Source organism: Kitasatospora sp. NPDC018058 (genome assembly GCF_044327205.1).
GTDB lineage: Bacteria > Actinomycetota > Actinomycetes > Streptomycetales > Streptomycetaceae > Kitasatospora.
In genome coordinates this window covers 12,645-31,123 of record NZ_JBIRFA010000053.1, presented here as the reverse complement: position 1 = coordinate 31,123, position 18,479 = coordinate 12,645, and the positions used below count along the sequence as shown (strand labels likewise).

The window sequence follows — 18,479 nt, the reverse complement described above, 5'->3', positions numbered from 1 at the left end:
CGCAAACCGACATCACGAATTCAAGTTCAGTAGCGGCGAGGTGCATAGTTCGGGGCAAGTCTCGAAGGCGAACCTGAGGTGTTCCACGGTGGTGCCGAGCTCTCGTGCGGCTGCGGCCGGGGACATCTGCCGGCTCCGCACCAGGTCGGCGGCGAGGACGGTGTCCAGGTCGCTCGTCCTTCGGCCTGGGAGGTCGAGGTGGCTGACCAGAGCCAGCGGTGGTGACCAGGTGACGGGCTCGTTGATGCCGCGGGCCGCGAGGTAGTTCGTAGCGTGGTCGTCGAGTGCGGTCAGCAGGGCCGTGGTCAGGATGAGCATCGGTTCACGTGCTCCGTTAGGTAGCCGCAGGGGCCCGGGAACGGCGTACGGATCGGAGCCGGTGATGCGTTGCAGCAGGAATCGGCGAACTTGTGGCAGCCGGTAGCGTTCGTCGGGGGGCGTGCCGCTTCGGTGGCGGATGTCGGACCAGGCGTCTTCCGGGAGGAGGCCGGCTCCGGTCAGGGTTCGGCGTCGCCGGTAGTCGATCGGGGCCGGCGTCCGGTCGAGGTAGTCGGCGAGCAGGCATATTGCTGTGAGCGCGTCGGTGTCAGGGAGCTTGGCCAGGAGGCGGGCGATCGGCACTCGGTGCTGTCCGTGGAGCATGGCGATCAGTGGAGCGCTCCGGCCTAGCCACCAGCCTGGAAGCAACACGGCGCTGGAGAGTGCGGCGCGGTAGTGGCGGTGTTCGGGATGTCTTCCGGAAGCGGTGGGTGAGGGTGGGAAGATGGCCAGGGTCCAGTCCCGCCAGAGCAGTTGAGGGAGGGAGCGTGCCCGCGTCTCGATCGCGGGATCGGCGGGGATCGGGATGCGGGGCTGGGTGGTGCAGGTGCGATAGCGAAGCCGCACTCTTGTGTCGAGTCGGTGGTCGACTCCTCGCCAGAACAGCCCCTCCAGGCTGCTTGAGCCGATCCGTGTGCGTCCGCGGACGCGGTCGATGGTGGGCTTGTTGGTCGCTGCGGCGTCGCGGTCGGCAAGCATGCGGGCGGCTGTGAGGCTGGCGTCGCTGGAGAAGTCGCGAACGATCTCGACGGCGCGGGTGAGAGGTCCGGCCAGGACGGCTGCGTCGACGGGCGCGTAGCGCCAGTCATTGCCGTAGGCCACGCGGGCTTGGTCGATCTTCTGCCCGTAGAGCTGGAAGTCACCCGGCTCGGCCCGCAGGAGCAGGCGCGAGGCGACCACGGCCAGGTCGCCGAAGATGCTGCGCAGGCGGTCGCTGCCAGCTTCGCTTTCGGCCTGGGTCAGCAGGTCGTCGATCCATGCCTGGGCCGCGAGAACGGGGTTGTCGGGGGTGAGGGCGAGAGCAGGGGCCTCGGCGAGGTCGGCTCCGCAGAAGACTCCTGACGCTCCCGGGTCAGAGTCGTCGTTCAGCTTTCGGGCCGAGCACCTCTGGGGATGGATGCGGGAGGCGAGCGGGCTGCGGCTGTGTGGCCGGGCTCCGCAGGCCACGCAGGTGTGTGCGAGGAGGACTCGGTGGCGGGTGCAGGCCATCGACCAGGTGAGGCGCCAGCGGAGAGGCCAGCGCCCGCCTTGCTCGGCCAGGCACTGCGGGCAGTATCGCGACCCGATGCTTCGCCCCCAGAGCGTGAAGCGTTGCACGAGCCGACGCTGAGTCATCAGCGCGAGAGCGCGGCCGTCGTATTGACGCAGAGTCATCGCGTGGAGTCGGCGGGTGGGAACGCCGGTGGCCCAGGACAGTCGCTCGGCTTCCTCGTCCGTGGGGCAGGTGGTGTAGTCCGGGGCAAGGCCGCTGCCGCTGGAGAGGGACGGGCCGGCGGCGGTGAGGATGCCGCGCAGATCGACCGCGCTGCGGTGGGCCAGCGCCGCCAGCCAGGAATCGAGCGCTTCACCGGGCAGTGGAGCCAGCCGGATCGGCAGAGTCCGCACCACGGACGTCACTTTGCCGCACCGCCCTTCACGCGGGCGGGCCTGCTGGTCTTCGTGCCGGACTGCAAGGCCACCTCCCATTCCGCGCGCAGTCTCTCGGCGGCCGCGTCCAGCCTGATCCGGGACAGGAGCTCGCGGGTCACCCGTTCCTCGCCCGTGCGGATCGCCCGCTCGCAGGCCCGCATGAGCAGGGTCATCAGAGAGCCGATGTGGCCGGTGGTGCGCGCGAACAGGTCGTCGGCCAGGTCGTCGGCCAGCATCCCGGGGTACTTCTCGGCCAGCACCAGGCGTTGTTCCAGAGCCAGTAGCAGGCTCCGCCACTGGAGGCGCCCCTGTTCGTCCTCGATTCGGAACGGCTCCAGCCCCAGCGGGGTGACTCGCCGTTCGAGCTGAGGGTCCAGGTAGAGCCCCTTGCCTCTCAGATCGTGGCCGATGAACAGCAGCATCACCGGGAACTCGTTCGCGATGAACTTGAAGTGGTTGCTCAGCTCCGTCCCGGACTTGCTCTGGAACTGCAGGAACTGGAGATCGTCGACGATGATCAGCTTCGTCTCGCACGAGGTCACACAGTCCAGCGCCTGGTAGGCGAACATGTTGGCGGTGCCACTGTTGCGGCCGGCGTGGGCGAAGAACTCCAGCAGAGCCCAGTTGAAGTCCTTCATCCTGGTGTCGCCGGTCATCCCCACCCGGCAGACCGGCCACCGTTCGTGGCCGGCCGCGGTGAACCGTCCGTCCTTGGCGATCAGCCTGTTGTGGACGTCCCTGGCGAACGCCAGAGCGGCCGTCGTCTTGCCCAGGCCGGGGAACGCGTCGATCGCGGCGGCGCTCTTCGCCTGCTGGCTGCCCTGCCGGAGGCTGGCGTTGAAGATCTCGTTGAGGTGCTCGTGGAGCAGATCGACTTCCTTGGTCCTGACGGGTTTCATGTTCGCGTGCCAGCGGTTGCGGTCGTCGTTGTAGCAGGCCAGAGCCTGCTCTCCCAGGCCCTTCAGCTGGGCGCGGGTGTGGGCCTCCGGACGCGCCGCAGCGGGGGCCTCGGCGAAGGACCCGAAGCCTTCCTTCTTCGTCAGGGTGAGGTTGTCCAGGGGCAGCTTGCGCCACTGCGGGTCCTCGGACGCGGCCGCTGTCCGGCCGCGAGGGCTCACAGGTCCTCCAGGGCGTCGGCGTAGAAGGCGTCCTCGTCGAGGTCCGTGTTGCCGTCGAAGTCCTCGAAGTCGGCCGCGTCGTCGTCGCCGCCCTCCTGCACGGGCGGTGCTGGATCCTCGGCCACGGGCTCGTCGTCCTCGATATCGATCACGAACGCCGCCTGCTCGCGGGCCATGCGCAACGCCATCCGCCGCTCGGTCAGCGTCTGGGCGAAGCCCAGGTTCCACCGCTCGAACAAGTCGGCCGTCACCAGGCGGTCGTTGGGGTGCCGGTACTGCTTGGCAGCGAGTCTGCGTCCGTAGCGCAGCGCGTCCCTGCTCATCGGCATGTTCAGGACCGGGGCGTGCTCCCAGTGCAGGACGCGCCAGCGCCGGTCCTGGTCCCGGAAGTAGGCGCGGGTAATGTCGTCCGGGTTGACCTGGAACGGCCACAGCCCGTTCGGGTAGGGGCTCGGCCGCCCGTCCTTGGGCAGCCCTGGGCCGTCGTAGCGGCACCCCTCGATCTCCACCCCGTAGGGCTGAATCGTCCGCCAGGACGTCTCCAGGAACTCCAGGCCCAGATGCGGATCCCGCGGGACCTCGATATAGCCGGCCCTGGCCATGCCGTGGGCGAACATCTGCGCCGGGGTCATCCGCAGCCCGGGGACCCCCGGCTCCACCAGACTGCGGTGCGGCTTGTGGTGGTAGACCGCCGCGGTCCACTGCCGGATCTTGTCGGCGAGCTCGTCGAGGAAGAAGAACGCCTCGCCCTCCGGGTCCACCCCGCGGGAGAAGATGTCAGGGCCCTTGTAGCCGGGCAAGCCGTAGAGCAGGTCCTGGCGCAGGGTCCGGAAGAACCTTTCGATCGGACCCTTGTCCCGGCCCGTGCGAAGCCGGACCGGCTGCATGGAGATCCCCATCCGCGCGCAGACGCTGGTCAGGTGATCGGAGACGTAGATCTTGCCGTGGTCGATGACGATCGTCTCCGGTGCCAACGCGGGCCCAGCAGCCCGGGCGATCGGCCCCTCGATCACGTGCGGGTCGATCAGCACCGACCGCGGGATCCCGTGCTCGGGCCAGACCGCCTCGGCCGGCCAGCTCGGCAGCACCGGCAGCGGCCGGTATGCCTGGTAGAGGACCGCGGCCGCGTCCACCGCCTTGGTGGAGACCGGTGTCAGGCGCATCCCGACGATGCAGCGGGTGTACCAACACATCGCAACCGTCAGCTCGCAGTTCACCCACCGCAGCGTCAGCGGGTCCAGCGCGAACACGTCCAGCCGGGTGGTGTCCATCAGCACGTACTCACCCGGCCGGGTCGCACGCAGCCTGCCGTAAGCCTCCTTCGGCCGCCCGGCGATGTCCCTGTTCCGCTTCGCACTCAACCGGAACGTCGGATGCTGCTTCTCCAGCAGCGCCAGCGCCTCGTACGCCTTGGACTTCGAGGGCATCGTCACCGCGCCTTCGCCGTATCGGGCGATCAGCCTGGCCCGGGTCCGGTCGATCACGGTCTTGCGCATCGGCGTGGCCTGGTCAACGTACTCGACGAGTACCTCGACCGCCGTCTCCACCCAGCGCGGATCACACCGGTCCAGGACACTCTTCGCCAACGCCGTGGTCGCCAGAGCGGCTTCGCCGCCGCTTTCCAGTCCCGCGACCCATCGCCCGATGGTGCGGACCGACACGCCGAGCTCGTCCGCCTTGGTCTGATAGCGGACCATCTTCGGCAGCGCCGGATCGTAGCCGGGACGCGGCTCGCCCTCGCGGGCCAGCCCACGGCTGCCCGACCGGTAGCCATAGAGGACTTCTCGGACGTGCTCGGCCCTCTCCAGCAGGCGCCGCCGCTCCTCCAGACCCAGCTGGGACAGCACAACGGAGGCCAGGTCCATGTCGTCCGCCGACGACGGCCCCGGCCCGTCAGGCACGAACTGCACCCGGTCGGAGAACAGCAGTTCCTTGACCGAGACCCGCACCAACCGGCCAAGCCTGTCCTTCAGGACGACCTCGTTGCCGGCCGTCGTCGCCGCAGTCTCGACGACTTCGACCAGTTCGCCGTCGTAGAGCATCCGGGTGCCGACTCCCAGCCTCACGGCCCCGGAGTTCACGGCCGCCGCCGCAGAACATGCGCCGACCCAAGCGGACTGTCCAGGTCCGTGGTCAGCCACCCCGACCAGAGCAGATGGAACACCGCCGAGCGCACCGCGCCGGGCGCGAAGGCCGGGACCGAGGTAAACGCCTCGGCCAGGGTCGCACCGTCCAGATCGGCCAGCCGAAGTGCGGCCAGGATCATCGGGTCGAACAGCCAGGCCCGGCGATAGCCGGCCAGGAAACGCAGGTTCTCCAACCGCTCCACCGCTGGCTCGCTCCACACCTGGTAGCCCCAACCGCGCGACTCGACGACAAGTCGACTCCACCCGAAGGTGAAGGCAACGTCCGGGCGTGACACCCTGTGCGCCGGCTTGACGTCGACAACCAGCGGCCCCGCAGCGGTGCGAAGAAGGAAATCAGGGATGTGCTTGCGCTCCGCACCATCGACGTACGCGGTCATCAGGAACGGCTGTGCGACGATCCGGGAGACATCAGGGTCGAAGTCCGCGAACAGCAACCGCGCCAGCTCCAGCCGGGACTCGTAGATCACCAGCTTCTGCTCCGTCGCCGACCAGAAGGACCCCGAGTAGTGCTTCTGCCCCAGGTGCCAGCGAAACGTGCGCCAGGGAGACGCGTCGAAGAGGCTGCTCGGCGACGCTTCGCCGAAAGCGCACGCCACCGACGCACTCCCGTCAACCTGCCTGGTACGTAGCATTGCTGACGAAGCAACACTTCCGATGGACACGAGTCGTTCGCTCCCTGATGCCGCGCTTCAGCTGCAACACCCACGGTGACTTCGGGCCGTGACCGCTGTCTTGGCGAAGACCCCGGAGTAGCCCGAAGGAGTGAACGCACCGACCAGCGGTTCCACGCGGCTTGTCCAATTTGCTGTTCGCTGGACACGGCGGTCCGGAATTGGACACCGAAGCGCGGAACCTACACCGTCGCGGCGCGCGAAGGCGGCGACGGCGAGCTCGCTGGTTATCTGGGGTTGTCAAGAAACTTGGCTGGTCAACAGGATCTAGGGCTTTCAGTTACGTGAGGCACGTTGGAGGGGCGTGATCTCACTCGGCTGCGGTTGGAGCCGTGAGACTCTGATCCCATGACAGCGATCTCGGATGATCAGTACGGCAAACACAAGAAGTTCCGGGAGTTCGCGGATTGCCCGCGCTGCGGCTACATCGACTTGCCGCCCGGAACGCTGAACGAGGACCAGACGGTTGAGACCCGGGTCTGCGAGGAGTGCGGCTCGAAGGTCGAGACGGTGCCGTACTTCACCACACCGCCGGGGGAGGCGACGACCTTCTTCGAGAGCTGACTTGTGCCGCTCTCGCGCCTCCGCTGCGTGTCATCGACCTTCGGTCGATCCGGCAGTGCCGCGCCCGCTTCGCTGCGTCTGGCCGGACGGCGGCGAGAGTGCCCTTCCGTCGGGTGTGTTGGGCTTCCAGCCGCGCGGAAGCCCCGGCGGGGGCTCCTCCGGACCCCGCCCCGCCGGATCCGATAGGGCCACGGCGTGATCCCGGGGCACAAGGTGCCTCTTCGTCGGCTGCTTCCCACTACCGGTGCAGAGGTGGCCCGCGCCGCTACAGTGGGCAACCATAAGGTCGTTGTTCTTGAGTTCGGCGGCGCGGGGGCTTGCGATGGCAGAGGCGAGTGAGACGTCAAGGGGAGCCGAGCGCGTCCTGAATCCGTTATGGATCATCTCCCTGTTTCTCGGCTTGGCCGAGGTCACCGTTGGGGTGGCCGCGACTCAGGCCCATGGGTGGATTCAAGGGATGCTCGCGACCTTCTCTGTCGTGTTTCCGTCCGCGGTAGCCGCAGCCTTCTTTGGCGTCCTGCTCACCCGGCCCTTCGTGTTGTACGCGCCGAAGGACTACCCCAACGCACCGAGCATCGAGGCATACGTGACCGCCGTATCCTCCACGGCGGGTCGGAACCTGCAGAACGTAGAGGCTGCCGTACGTACGGCCGTTGAAGAAGTCGTTGTTCCGCGGCTTCCGCCCGCGGAACGTGAGGTTTCTGAAGCGTTAGTCGAGGCAGCGGTCCGCGCGGCGCGCACGGACTTCCAGCGCCGTTCGGTGGAGGTCGACATCAGCGGCATCGACCCGAAGGGGCCGGTCAAGGTACTCACCTTCCCGATGGAGTCGATGACGGTCTCAAAGTTCCTTGACGCGATCTACCTGGCTGTCCAGGACGAACTTGAGGCGTACTCCTACGGTCGCCAGTGGCTCCTTCATGAGCCGGCAACTGGTAAAACCTTCACGGAGATCGGGACTGCGTGGTGGAAGTCCCAGGGGTTCAACCCCAAGGACAACCGCAGTTTGCGGGAGATAGGTATCGAGGAGGGAACCCGCTTGGTCGCAGTTCGCGCCGACCGATGACCCTGTCTCCCCGCGCTGTCACGTCGTGAGGCAACCCCCTCCGGAGCCGCGCACGCATCGAAGGTGATCCCCGCGCAGTAAGTCGGCCCAGCCCCCGAAGAAACTCACAACAGCCCTGGTATCCCAGGCATCGGCCTTCGGCCGATCCGGCAGTGCCGCGCCCGCTTCGCTACCTCTGGCCGGACGGCGGCAAGAGTGCCCTTCCGCTCCTCCGGACCCCCGCCCCCGCCGGATTCAATCCGGTGTCAACGCTGGTTGCCGAAAGGATCTGTGGGCTGACGAGTTCGGGGGTACGGTCCCGTGCACACGGGTTCAAGGCGTGCACGGGATGGGGACCAGCATGGCACCTCCGGATGGAATCAGCATCGGCCAGCGGATCGCGGCCTACGAGGATGTGAGGGGTTTGAGCCATCGGCAGCTGGCCGACCGCGCTCATGTCTCGTACAGCCTGCTCACGAAGGTGGTGTCGGGGCACAAGCCGGCGACGCCGGAGTTCGTGGCAGCGGTCGCCAGGGCCTTGGGAGTTGAGCCGGGCGACCTGCAGCCGCCCTCGTACAGTGACGGGATGGCCGATGACCCGCTGGTCCCGCTGATGGGGCCGATCCGCACGACGCTCGACCTGTACGACCTGCCGCCGCAGGAGGCCGTGCGCCCGCGGGCCCTGCCGGCGCTTCGGGCGGCGGTGCGGCAGGTGAACGCGCTGGCCCAGGCCGCGAAGTACAAGCCGATGGTGGCGATGCTGCCGGGGCTGCTGGTCGAGCTGCACACGGCCGCGCACGAGTTCACCGGCGAACAGCAGCGGCAGGCCTGGGGCCTGCTGGCGGAGGCCTACCGGTGCGGGCACTCGGTCGGGATCGCGATCGGGTTGAGCGACCTGTCCGCGACCGCGCTGGCCCGGATGGACTGGGCCGCCCAGCGGGCCGGTGACCGGGCGCCCGCGCTGCGGGCCGCCCGCGAGTACCTGCGGGTCACCGCCTACCTGCGCGTCGGCGACCTGGCGGCCTGCCGGCGCCTCCAGGAGTCCGGCCGCAGCCACCTGGACGGCACCGACGCCAAGACGCCGAGCGCGCTGGTCACGACCGGGCAGCTCCACCTCGGCTCCGCCGTGGTCGCCGCCCGCGCCCGGCAGACGGACGTGATGAGGCACCACCTGGACGAGGCCCAGAAGGTCGCCACCCAGACGGGCGAGCGGCCTGACCTGTCGCTGCACTTCGGACCCACCAACGTCCAGGTCCACCGGGTAATGACGCTGGTGGAGGCCGGCGAGCACGACCAGGCGGTGGCCGCCGCGAAGGGCCTTCGGTTCCCGGCCGGCTGGGCGCCGACCAGGATCGGGCACCACCACATCGACCTGGCCCGCGCCTACCGGTGGATGGCCAAGCCCGAAGCCGCACTCGACCAGCTGGACGCCGCGTACGCGGTCGCGCCCGAGCAGGTCTCTAGGCACCCGCTCGCCCGCGAAACGGTAACCGCCCTGTCACGCTCCGCTAACCGCCGGAGTCTACGGCTGTCAACCTGGATCACACGAACGGGCATCTGACGATCTTTCACTTCTGGTGAAATTCACGGCCTTACATCAGCGGCATCGTGGTGTTCAGTCCCCCGAGAGGCGAAGCCCCGGGGCATGAGCCCGGTCCGGACCGCACGCTGGTCCGGACCGGCGTCTCCACCACAGCACTGATTCCCCTGGAGCCGTGATGGCCGCTACCCGCCGCCCGCCGCACCCCGCCCCGACGCCGTCCGGGCCGCGCAGATCCGCCGGGGACCGCCTTCGGCGGACTGCCCTGGCCACCGCGGCGGCCGGCTGGGCCGACTTCCCCCCGGCCGCCGACCCCCGGATGCGCCCGGCCTCGTGAGCACGGCGACCGCCCCGGCGCCCACGATCGAGAAGCCGTCCGTCGCCCACCTGCCCTACCGGCCCGAATCGGCCTCGGCGGCCCGCCGTCTGGTCCGCGACAAGCTGGCCGAGTGGAAGCTGGACGAGCTGATCGACGACGCCCAGCTGGTCGTCTCCGAGCTCGCGGGCAACGCCAGCAAGACCGGCTGCCTCCTCAGGATGACCGTCGAGATCACTCGGATCACCGCCACGGCGGTGCGGATCTCGGTCACCGACGGCAGCCGGGTCCTGCCGGTCCTGATGGACGCCGGTCTGAGCGCCGAGGGCGGGCGGGGCCTTGCCCTCGTGCACCAGCTCACCAAGGGCCAGTGGGGCACCACCCTGGAGCCGCTGGGGAAGACGGTGCATGCGGACCTGCGGATGCGGGGTTCGTCATGACCGGCCAGCACCACGGACAGCACCGCGACCCCGTCCACGACGCCCTCAAGACCCTGGCCGTGCTCGGGTCCAGCAGGAGACCGCCCACGGCACCGCGGCGGCCACCGCCCCGGACGACGACCCGAAGAGCGACCTGCCCACCATCTGAGCCCCCGCCCACCCGGCGCCCCGGGCGGGCGGGCCCGGGGCGCCGGCCGCCGACGACGCGGGTCGGCGCCCCCTTCCACGCACCTCGGCACCACACACCACGGACCGAGAGGACGAGATGACCACCACCCAGCACACCGCCGCACACGCCGCCTGCGACCGGCTGCACGGCCGCCCGGCCGTCCGCAGCTTCCTGGAAGGCCCCGAGCTGACGGCGGCCGACCTGAGCATGGTCCTGCTGGTCCGCGAGGACAGCGAGGACGCCGACCGGCCGATGCCGACCGTCACCGTCGCCGAGATCCCGCAGACCGTGCGCGACCTGGCCGGCGCCGGCATCCGCTCGGTGAAGGTGTTCGCCAACAGCCTGCACCGCGACCCGCAGGCCGGCGGCGCCGTCGCGCCGGACAGCCTGATGGTGCGGGCCATCCACGCCGTCAAGGACACCGAGCCCGGCATGGCGGTGATGACGGAGAACTGCCTGTGCGGCCACACCGACACCGGCGAGTGCCACCTGACCGTCGGCGGCCGGATCGACCTGGACGCGACGGCCGCGCTGACCGCCGCCCAGGCCGTCATCCAGGCCGGGGCCGGCGCCGACATCGTCGGCCCGGCAGCCATGACCAGGGGCACGACCTGGACCGTGCGCCAGGCCCTGGACGAGGCCAGTCACCGAGACGTGGCGACCATGCCGCACCTGATCTTCGACTCCGCCCTCTACGAGGGCTACCGCACCACCATGCGGGCCACCCCCGCCTCCGGTGCCCGCCGCCCGTTCCAGATCAGCCCCCGCAGCCCGGAGAGCGCCGTGGACACCGGCCTGGCGTTCCTCGGCGAGGGGGCGGACATGCTGCTGCTGGAACCCGGGATGCTGTCGGTGGACATCCTCACGGCCCTCAAGCGGCGCACCCCGGCGCCGCTGATGCCGTTCTCCGTCTCCGGCGAGTACATGCGCCTGGCGCCGCTGGACCCGGCCACCGGGCGGCGGGACTTCCGCCCGCTGCTGGAGGTGTTCACCATGCTCAAGCGGGCCGGGGCCGAGCGGATCATCACCTACGCCGCGCTGGACCTGGCCCGCTTGTGCGCCTAAACGGTGACGGTGGGCCGGACCTCCGCCAGGATGCCCTCCGCGCCCTGGTCCAGCAGGAGGCCCGCCACCTGCACGCCCAGCTTCTCCGGCTCGCTCAGCGGGCCGGAGAGGCGGGCCTCCACCTGCCGCCTGCCGTCCACGGAGGTGACCTGCCCGTGCAGGGTCAGCACGTCGCCGTCGGCCTTGCCGAATGCGCCGACCGGCACCGAGCACCCGCCGTGGAGCTCGGCGAGCATCGCGCGCTCGGCCCGCACCTCGGCGTCGGTCACCGGGTCGCCAGCCCCGGCCAGGATCTGGTGGGCCAGCTCGTTGTCCTCGCGGATCTGGATGCCCAGGGCGCCCTGGCCGGGCGACGGGGGGAACAGCTCGATCGGCAGGATCTCGCTGATCTCCTCGCCGCGGCCGAGCCGCTTGATCCCCGCAGCGGCCAGGACCACCGCGTCCAGCTGCTGTGTCCTGAGCTTGCCCAGCCTGGTCGGGACGTTCCCCCGGATCTCCACCGGCACCAGGTCCGGGCGGACGTGCAGCAGCTGGGCGATCCGGCGCGACGCCGAGGTGCCGATCCGGCCGCCGTGCGGCAGATCGGCCAACGTCGAGCCGCACAGCGCGTCGTGCACGTCCGCGCGGGTGGGCGGGGGCAACAGGATCAGGCCGGGCGGGTTCGCGGTCGGCAGGTCCTTGAGCGAGTGCACGATCACATCGACCTCACCGGACATCAGCGCGTTCACCTGGTTCACGGAGAACGCCGAGCCGCCGCCTCGCTCCGACACGTCCCGCAGAGCCGACCGGCGGTCCTGGTCGCCCGCTTCCGTGATCACCCGCTGGCGGAAGACCACGTCGGGAAAGCGCTCCCGCAGCGGCGCCAGGAACTCCCTGACCTGGGCCCGCGCCAGGTGACTGGCCCGCGACCCCACCACCAGTGTGCTCATACGCCAACTCCCAGCATCTGACGAGATGTTGACCGCATGCTACTCGCATCGAACACGCCTGGTTTCCGACGGTTTGTCGGGATCCTGGAAGGAGCCTTTCGTGCTGGACACCACCCGGACCATCCGCATCGGCGCCCGCACCTCCCCGATGTCGCTGGCCCAGGTCGCCCGGGTCGCCGAGGACCTGCGCGAGCGCTACCCGGACGCCGGGATCGAGCTCGTGCCGTTCACCGCGGCCGGCGACCTCGAACCCGGCCGGCAAGCCGAACTGCACGACAAGGGCGCCTTCACCGGCGAGATCGAGGAAGCCCTGTTGACCGGCGTCTGCGACATGGCCGTGCACTGCATGAAAGATGTGTCCGGTTACCCGCTGAACGCTCCGGGCACCGTCTTCGCCGCCCACCCCGCCCGCGCCGACATCCGCGACGCCCTGATCCACCCGGACGGCCTGACCCTCGACCGGTTGCCGCCCGGAACCCGCGTGGGCACCGCCGCCGTGCGCCGGATCGCCCAGCTCACCGCCAGGCACCCGCACCTGGAGCTGGTGCCCGTGCGAGGCACCGCGAACCTGCGGCTGGCCGCCCTCAAGGCCGGCAAGGTCGACGCCCTGGTCCTGGCGGCCTCCGGCCTGGAACGCATCGGCGAACAGCATCACATCAGCGAGCTGCTGTCCGTCGAGCAGATGTGCCCGCCGCTCGGGGCCGCCGTCCTCGGGCTCCAGTGCCGGGCCGACGACCCGGAGATGATCGCCCTGCTCACTCCGCTCGGCGACCGCCTCACGACCCGCGAGATCACCGCCGAGCGGACCGTGCTCAATCTCCTGCGCGGACACTGCAACAGCCCGATCGCCGGACACGCCCGCGCCTTCGAGGACGGCCGCCTCGCCCTGCGGGCCATGGTCTTCACCCCAGACGGCGCGAGGGTGCTGACCGCAAGCCGCACCAGCGACCAGCTAACCCCGCAGGCCATCGGCGAAGGCGTCGCCGAAGCACTGATCCGCGACGGCGCACGCGAACTGATCGACTCCATCGACCACTGACCGGCGGCAGCGGCCGGGCCGACCGTCGCGTTGCGGCCGGCCCGGCTGGGCGGACAGCAAGTTCACTGCCCGCCGCCGGAGGGCGGCCCTACCGTCGGGGCCGGTTCGGGACGGTCCGGGCTCGCACGGGCAGGGTGGTGATGTTCTCCGGGTGTTCCAGGGCCTTGCGCAGGCACCTGATCTCGTCGTGCTGGGCGGCCAGGCGCGACAGCGCGAGGGTCTGGAACTCGGTCAGCGCCGTGATCCGCTGGTCCCGGCGGGCCAGGCGTTCGCGCAGATCGGCGTTGTCGGCCTTGAGACGGGCAATCTGCCCGTCCCTGGGCCCGCTCCAGCTCCGGCATCAGCCGGCTTTTCTCGCCCTTCGGGAAGCGCGGGTTGGCGAGGAACACCTTGTGGTTGGCGACCTCAGTAGTTGAAGCTCAGCTCGATCTTGAACTGCGCTGAGCGGGGACCGCAGGACCACCTGGCGCCGGAAGTCCCCACCTGCTCGCCCGCATCCTGCGGCGCGGGGTACACCATTTGGCCCCTTCAGGGCTGCTGACGGGGCATCATGGCGGCATGGGAAAGGCATCGCGACGAAGGGCGGAGAACCGGTCCACCGGGTCGGAGGGGCGAAGGGCCCGCTCCCGAGTCCGGCCGGCCGGGCCCGCGGACGCCGAGCGGGTACAGCAGCTGATGGAGCTGGTGGAGTGGTCCGACCCGAGCATGCCCAGCAGGATGGCCGCAGCGCTGCGCCAGGGGTACCGGCCCCAGACGCCTGGCCTGTACGTGGCCCTGGTGGCTGAGGACGCTGACGGTCTGGTCGCGGGAGCGCTGACTGCCGGTCCCCCGATGGACTTCGCCGCCGGGTCGGGCGCGGTCGGGCCCGGTTACCGGGACCTGGTGGCGCGCCGGATCGTCGACCTGGAGGCTGTGGCCGTCGACTCGGAACGGCGCGGCCGCGGCCTGGGAGCCGAGCTGATCGACGCCGCCGTCAACCAGTTCCGGCACAGCGGGTACCGTCTGATGACCGGATCTTTCCAGGCGTCCCGCGGCTATCTGGCCCCCTACTACGAGCGGCGCGGATTCACCGTGCTGGAGGCGGGCGAGCCGCTTGTGCTCGCGGCCTCCGGCATTGGCGGTGCCGCCTGGCCGGCCACTTCCGACATGCGGCAGATGTGGCAGGGCATCGTCCCGGGCGTCGCTCTGGCGGGACGTATCCCCCGCCAGACCATCGGCGGCGTCCTCGACCAGCCGTGAGCGGCCGGACCGTCGGAGCCTGCGAAGCGGTCCACGAGGTGCGGTCGGCCTGGTCACCATATTGGTGGGTGGGGCCCATGATGAAGGACACGTCGACCTCGGGCGGTGCGCTGGCCTGGGCGGTACGCAGGCCTCTGCTGATGGCCCGCCACTTCCGGGAGACCGCCGCAGACGTCCTAGGCAATGTGTAGCCTCGGCAAACGCCCGCGCTCACCGCGGCCAACCGGCTACGTTGATCGAATGGCGAAGCGCAAGGGGGCACGCGGCGGCTCGACGCCTCCCCGCCCGATCACCAGCAAGCGGTTGATGGACGGCTGGGACGGACCGGACGGCGGACGGATCAGGTTGGCCCGGGCAGGCGACGTTCCCGCCGTGAAGGAACTCCTGGACCTACCTGGAGTACGGCTCGACGAAATCCACGCCGACAGCATCGACGACGGAAGCCTGGCCGCCACGCTGCGCGCCGGCCTCGACGGAGGCCACGACCAGCTGATGTGGGCCGTTGCGGGAGTGGCAGCCCAACATGAGCTCGTCGCTGCTGTCCCCGGCCTCTCGCTCGTCCTGGTCGCCGAGGGCCACGCTGGCCAGCCGCTCGGCGCCTTGACCGTCGTACCTCCCGCCTCCCTGATCAACGTTGCCGCTGATCAAGGCGTCCCTGGCGAACAACTCCTGTTCTTCTGCATGACCATCGCCAAGATCGGCGGACTCGCTGTCGCCGACAACGCCCGTGGCCGCGGCTGGGGGAACCCACCTGCTCAAGCGAGCCGTGCAGATCTACCACCAGCTCCAGTTCCGCCTGCTCTACGGCCAGTTCGACGCCGACTCGCCCACCCTCCCGACCTTCTACGGCCAACGCGGCTTCACCCCCCTCCCGCCAGGCAAAGGCATCGACCTACGAGTGCTTCTCGGCCTCCCTCTCGGCATCCAGGCCGGCCCCGACGAGCGCCTGTTCACCCGCTGGCGCCGCTAAGCAGCCCGGGTCGCGCCCACCGAGACCACCGGGACGGGCGATGTGGGTGCCTGCCTGCAGCCTCCCCACGGCTGCTGGGCCGTGTGGCCGTGCTCTACTGGTCAGGGTGCGGCGGGTACAGCACCAACGTTGCCGTACAGGGGGTGAGTTCAGGGTGCACCTGCACCTGCTGGAGATCGGGGCCGTGACCGCATCGCTCTCCACGATGGTCTCGGCCATTGCGTCCGTGATCATGCGGGCCCGGGTTGGACGCCGGATCGCGGCGCGAGGCCGACAGCGTGGCCTGGTCGCGGGGCTGGCCCGTGCACTGAGGGCCGGAGAAGCGGCTGAGATTGGTCGGGCCGGGCGGTGGGACCGATGAGGGGGCGTCGAGAGGACGCGGGCGTGTGGGAGCTGCTTGAGCTCCTGCTGCGCAGGCCGGAACTGGATGACGTGACCCGTGCCGCGATCCTGGAGGCGTGGGACGCTGAGCAGGGCCGGCGGCACGAGCGGTGGCTGGTCACCGCGGATCGCAGGACACGGTACGTCGAGGCCCTGACGGCGTTCCTCGCGCTGGTGATGCTGGTGCTCACCGGCGCGATCTTGGCCGAGCAGGGTCATGAGTGGGTGGCCGTCGCACTGTTCGGGCTGATCGTGGCGGTGACCGCCCTGTTCCTTGGCAGGTCGACAGGCTCCGCGGAGACCGGGCTGGCCAGGGCTGGGCTGATGGGTGCGCTGCGTGGTCTGTTCGGTAGCGGCGGGGGAGCGCAGCAGCCCCAGGCTGTCAGCCCGCTGCCGACCGCCGACGCCGGAGCCGGTCAGCTCCCCTAAGCGACGCACCGGGGGACGGGTGGAGTCCGCCTCCGACCCGGCCTTCGGTGCGTCCGCGGCGGGCAACCAAGGCCGGAGCGGGGATCCTTGGGCGGCTGTCAGCGCGTGCGGGACCACGGGGGAGACGGCTCGTTGGGCAGGTCATGGCTGATGATGGCAGGCGTGGGGCGCCGATGGTGTGGGCATTCGTGGTGCGCTCGGCTGACGTTGGGCCTCCGTTCGCGGAGGCGATTGTGGAAGTCGGTCCGGGGCTGTACGACCAGCTGGTGTCCGACGCGGTGGACAGCGGGTTCCTGCTGGCGGCGGGGGAGCCGCCGCAGAGCACCGGCGTCGTCGAACTCAGCGGGCGGTGGTTCGAGAAGCTCGTGCTGGTGGGCGGCCGAAACGTGTGGGCGCCGGAGCCACCGGTGAGGGTTTCACCCGCTTGTGGTCGCGGCGGCCCAGGGACGCAGTGGGGTTGTGGTGGTCGTGGTCCCGCCGGGCACGCGGCCCGCCGGCCTGATGAAGCGTGCGCAGCGCGACCGGGAGGCGGAGTTCACCCGGAGCCTGGAGGAGGCGAAGGCCGCAGGCCTGGTGCTGTTCGGCATGACCGCCGTCGAGACCGGCTGACGTCCGGGCGCGGACGGGCCGTTACGGCGGGAGTCTGTGTTCGGGCCTCGCAGCCCGGGGGCTCGGGGCAGTCCGTGCAGTCCGGGGCGCGCGAGCGGATTCCTCACCGGCGGCGGTGGTCGTTGGGGGCGAGTCTGGGGCCGAATCGTGGGGCGCGGGCGCCGGCGAGGAAGGCGAGTTTGCAGACGCGGTGGCGCTGGCCCGTGTAGGAGGCGAGGAGTTCGAGCATCTGCTCGTCGGTGCTGCGGGCGCGTCCGGTGAAGAAGTGCCCGATGTGGTTGGCGAGGTGGTAGTCACCGACTGAGACGGCGTCGGGGTCGCCGTTGGAGCGCTGGAGGGTCTCGGCGGCGGTCCAGATGCCGATGCCGGGCACGGTCATCAGCCGCGCGTGGGCGTCTGCGCTGGTCATTGCCGATGCCTCTTCGAGCCGGGGTGCGAGCCGTACCGTGCGCTGGATCGTGTCGGCGCGCTTGCTGTCGACACCCGCGCGATGCCAGTCCCATGACGGGATCAGGGCCCACTGCCGGGCGGAAGGGGCGACGCGCAGATCCGACCGGGGGCCGGGGGCGGGCTCGCCGTAGCGGTGCACGAGGAACCTCCAGGCGCGTCGCGCCTCGGTGACCGTGACCTTCTGCTCCAGTACTACCGGGATCAGGGAGTCGAGGACGAGTCCGGTGGCCGGCAGGCGCAGCCCGGGGTTGCGGCGCTGCGCCTCGCGCAGTGGTCCGGGCGCGAGGACGAGCTGCTGGGGGGTGTCGTTCGCGCCGAGCAGGACGGGCAGCCGTTCCAGGAGCCAGTCGGCGCCCGCGCCCCATGCGGTGGCGACGACCTCGCCGTCGGCTGGCCGGGCGGTGACGTGCAGGGTGCCGGTCCCGTATGGGGTGCGGAAGGTGCGCCACATCCCGTCCGGGCCCCATGCGGAGACGGGGTCCCCGGTACCCCGGTGCAGTGGGGCCAGGGTCCCGGAAAGGTCGAGGGGGTAGTCCGGCCGCCAGGTGCGGTGGAGCGGCTCCATGGCGTTCGGCTCCTCTCTCAGGGACACGGGGGAGGTGGGGGTCTGGCGCGCCGAGCGTAGCCCATTCTCTGGGCCGTGACCTGCAGTGATGCAACTGGTTCGAACGGGTGACCGATTTCGTTTGGACTTCCCATTTTCGAACGAATGCTCGATTCTGGGACTGTGGAAGCAACTCTGGCCGCGCTCGCCCCCCAGCTCCAGCTGTCCCGCCCCGGGCCGCTGGTGCCGGTGCTGCCCGCGCTGGAGGAGCTGCTGCCGGAGCGGGGGCTGCGCCCGGGCGCGGTGGTGTCGGTGACCGGCGGCGGCACCGCGCTGCTGCTCGCTCTCGCGGCCGCCGCCACGTCCGCGGGCACGTGGTGCGCGGCGGTGGGGTTCGAGGGGCTGGGGTTGCTGGCGGCGGCCGAGCTTGGCGTCGACCTGCGCCGCCTGGTCGTGGTCGAGGCCCCGCGCGAGAGGCAGGCGGATGTGGCCCTGGCGCTGGCGGATGGTGTCGGGGTCCTGCTGCTGGGCGGCGCGGCGTCGTCCGGTTTGCTGCGTGAGCGGCTGGCCACGGTGGCGCGGCGCAGCGGGTGTGCGGTGGTGGTGGCGGGGGAGTGGCCGGGGGCGCGGGTGCGGTTGCGGGTGGAGTCGCGGGTGTGGAGCGGGTTGGGGGCGGGGCGGGGTCGGCTTCGGGCGCGGCGGATGGTCGTGGTGGCCGGCGGTCGTGGTGCGGCGGCGCGTGAGCGCCGGGTCGGGCTGTGGTTGCCGGATGAGCAGGGCGCGGTCCGTTCGGCCGAGGCGCCGGTCCTGGTGTCCGAGGCGCCGGTGCGGCCGGTGGCCGCCGGGCGCGGTTCGCTGGTGGTGGTCTGA

Annotated in this window: 17 protein-coding genes and 1 pseudogene; 11 read left to right on the top strand and 7 right to left on the bottom strand. The window is 70.5% G+C overall.

Annotated elements, in window-relative coordinates; translation table 11 throughout:
- Nucleotides 1–12: 12 nt before the first annotated feature.
- The 4 genes from ACH4E7_RS39685 to ACH4E7_RS39670 are packed head-to-tail and all read right to left on the bottom strand — an operon-like array spanning nucleotide 13 to nucleotide 5,808.
- A complete protein-coding gene (locus ACH4E7_RS39685; RefSeq protein WP_396254069.1) occupies nucleotides 13–1,926 on the bottom strand; it encodes a TniQ family protein in 1,914 nt (637 codons plus the stop codon).
- A gap of 5 nt (nucleotides 1,927–1,931) precedes the next feature.
- Nucleotides 1,932–3,065, bottom strand: coding sequence for a TniB family NTP-binding protein (locus ACH4E7_RS39680; RefSeq protein WP_396254068.1), 1,134 nt, complete (start codon nucleotides 3,063–3,065; stop codon nucleotides 1,932–1,934).
- On the bottom strand, nucleotides 3,062–5,131 hold the full coding sequence (locus tag ACH4E7_RS39675) for a transposase (protein WP_396254067.1): 2,070 nt from the start codon (nucleotides 5,129–5,131) through the stop codon (nucleotides 3,062–3,064). Before ACH4E7_RS39675 ends, ACH4E7_RS39680 begins: the two co-directional genes overlap by 4 nt.
- A gap of 11 nt (nucleotides 5,132–5,142) precedes the next feature.
- Entirely contained in the window at nucleotides 5,143–5,808 is a 666-nt protein-coding gene (locus tag ACH4E7_RS39670; RefSeq protein ID WP_396254066.1) for a TnsA-like heteromeric transposase endonuclease subunit, read from the bottom strand.
- A 423-nt stretch (nucleotides 5,809–6,231) separates the two neighbouring features.
- Here ACH4E7_RS39670 and ACH4E7_RS39665 point away from each other — a divergent pair, with 423 nt between their 5' ends.
- The 6 genes and pseudogenes from ACH4E7_RS39665 (at nucleotide 6,232) to ACH4E7_RS39640 (ending at nucleotide 11,019) form a co-directional block, all read left to right on the top strand.
- The gene (locus ACH4E7_RS39665) at nucleotides 6,232–6,447 is read left to right on the top strand and encodes a hypothetical protein (protein ID WP_396254065.1); all 216 of its coding nucleotides are present in this window, start codon (nucleotides 6,232–6,234) and stop codon (nucleotides 6,445–6,447) included.
- 322 nt (nucleotides 6,448–6,769) lie between these two features.
- Nucleotides 6,770–7,510 (top strand): hypothetical protein, encoded by a 741-nt coding sequence (locus ACH4E7_RS39660; RefSeq protein ID WP_396254064.1) that lies wholly within the window; start codon nucleotides 6,770–6,772, stop codon nucleotides 7,508–7,510.
- Nucleotides 7,511–7,838: 328 nt separating this feature from the next.
- A pseudogene (locus ACH4E7_RS39655) lies at nucleotides 7,839–8,039 on the top strand (helix-turn-helix domain-containing protein); the annotation flags it as partial.
- Nucleotides 8,040–8,075: 36 nt separating this feature from the next.
- A complete protein-coding gene (locus ACH4E7_RS39650) occupies nucleotides 8,076–9,050 on the top strand; it encodes a transcriptional regulator (RefSeq protein ID WP_396254093.1) in 975 nt (324 codons plus the stop codon).
- 312 nt (nucleotides 9,051–9,362) lie between these two features.
- Nucleotides 9,363–9,785, top strand: coding sequence for an ATP-binding protein (locus ACH4E7_RS39645; RefSeq protein WP_396254063.1), 423 nt, complete (start codon nucleotides 9,363–9,365; stop codon nucleotides 9,783–9,785).
- Nucleotides 9,786–10,050: 265 nt separating this feature from the next.
- A complete protein-coding gene (locus ACH4E7_RS39640; RefSeq protein ID WP_396254061.1) occupies nucleotides 10,051–11,019 on the top strand; it encodes a hypothetical protein in 969 nt (322 codons plus the stop codon).
- On the opposite strand, the gene hemC (ACH4E7_RS39635) is transcribed toward ACH4E7_RS39640, so the two are convergent.
- Nucleotides 11,016–11,948, bottom strand: coding sequence for a hydroxymethylbilane synthase (gene hemC, locus ACH4E7_RS39635; RefSeq protein WP_396254060.1), 933 nt, complete (start codon nucleotides 11,946–11,948; stop codon nucleotides 11,016–11,018). The genes ACH4E7_RS39640 and hemC (ACH4E7_RS39635) overlap by 4 nt on opposite strands.
- Nucleotides 11,949–12,051: 103 nt before the next feature.
- Between hemC (ACH4E7_RS39635) and hemC (ACH4E7_RS39630) the strand changes: the two genes are divergently transcribed.
- Together hemC (ACH4E7_RS39630) and ACH4E7_RS39625 are read left to right on the top strand one after the other, a co-directional pair.
- Nucleotides 12,052–12,987: a hydroxymethylbilane synthase gene (hemC, locus tag ACH4E7_RS39630; protein WP_396254089.1), complete on the top strand. Its 936-nt coding sequence runs from the start codon at nucleotides 12,052–12,054 to the stop codon at nucleotides 12,985–12,987.
- 558 nt (nucleotides 12,988–13,545) lie between these two features.
- Nucleotides 13,546–14,226, top strand: coding sequence for a GNAT family N-acetyltransferase (locus tag ACH4E7_RS39625; protein WP_396254059.1), 681 nt, complete (start codon nucleotides 13,546–13,548; stop codon nucleotides 14,224–14,226).
- A 390-nt stretch (nucleotides 14,227–14,616) separates the two neighbouring features.
- Here ACH4E7_RS39625 and ACH4E7_RS39620 read toward each other — a convergent pair whose 3' ends face one another.
- Nucleotides 14,617–14,892 (bottom strand): hypothetical protein, encoded by a 276-nt coding sequence (locus ACH4E7_RS39620; protein ID WP_396254058.1) that lies wholly within the window; start codon nucleotides 14,890–14,892, stop codon nucleotides 14,617–14,619.
- A gap of 61 nt (nucleotides 14,893–14,953) precedes the next feature.
- On the opposite strand from ACH4E7_RS39620, the gene ACH4E7_RS39615 reads away from it, so the two are divergent.
- On the top strand, nucleotides 14,954–15,196 hold the full coding sequence (locus ACH4E7_RS39615) for a hypothetical protein (protein WP_396254057.1): 243 nt from the start codon (nucleotides 14,954–14,956) through the stop codon (nucleotides 15,194–15,196).
- 384 nt (nucleotides 15,197–15,580) lie between these two features.
- The gene (locus ACH4E7_RS39610; protein ID WP_396254056.1) at nucleotides 15,581–16,006 is read left to right on the top strand and encodes a hypothetical protein; all 426 of its coding nucleotides are present in this window, start codon (nucleotides 15,581–15,583) and stop codon (nucleotides 16,004–16,006) included.
- 712 nt (nucleotides 16,007–16,718) lie between these two features.
- Here ACH4E7_RS39610 and ACH4E7_RS39605 read toward each other — a convergent pair.
- Nucleotides 16,719–17,630 carry a DNA-3-methyladenine glycosylase family protein gene (locus tag ACH4E7_RS39605; protein WP_396254055.1) on the bottom strand — a complete coding sequence of 304 codons (912 nt, stop codon included), beginning with the start codon at nucleotides 17,628–17,630 and terminating at the stop codon, nucleotides 16,719–16,721.
- A gap of 162 nt (nucleotides 17,631–17,792) precedes the next feature.
- On the opposite strand from ACH4E7_RS39605, the gene ACH4E7_RS39600 reads away from it, so the two are divergent.
- The gene (locus ACH4E7_RS39600; RefSeq protein WP_396254054.1) at nucleotides 17,793–18,479 is read left to right on the top strand and encodes a hypothetical protein; all 687 of its coding nucleotides are present in this window, start codon (nucleotides 17,793–17,795) and stop codon (nucleotides 18,477–18,479) included.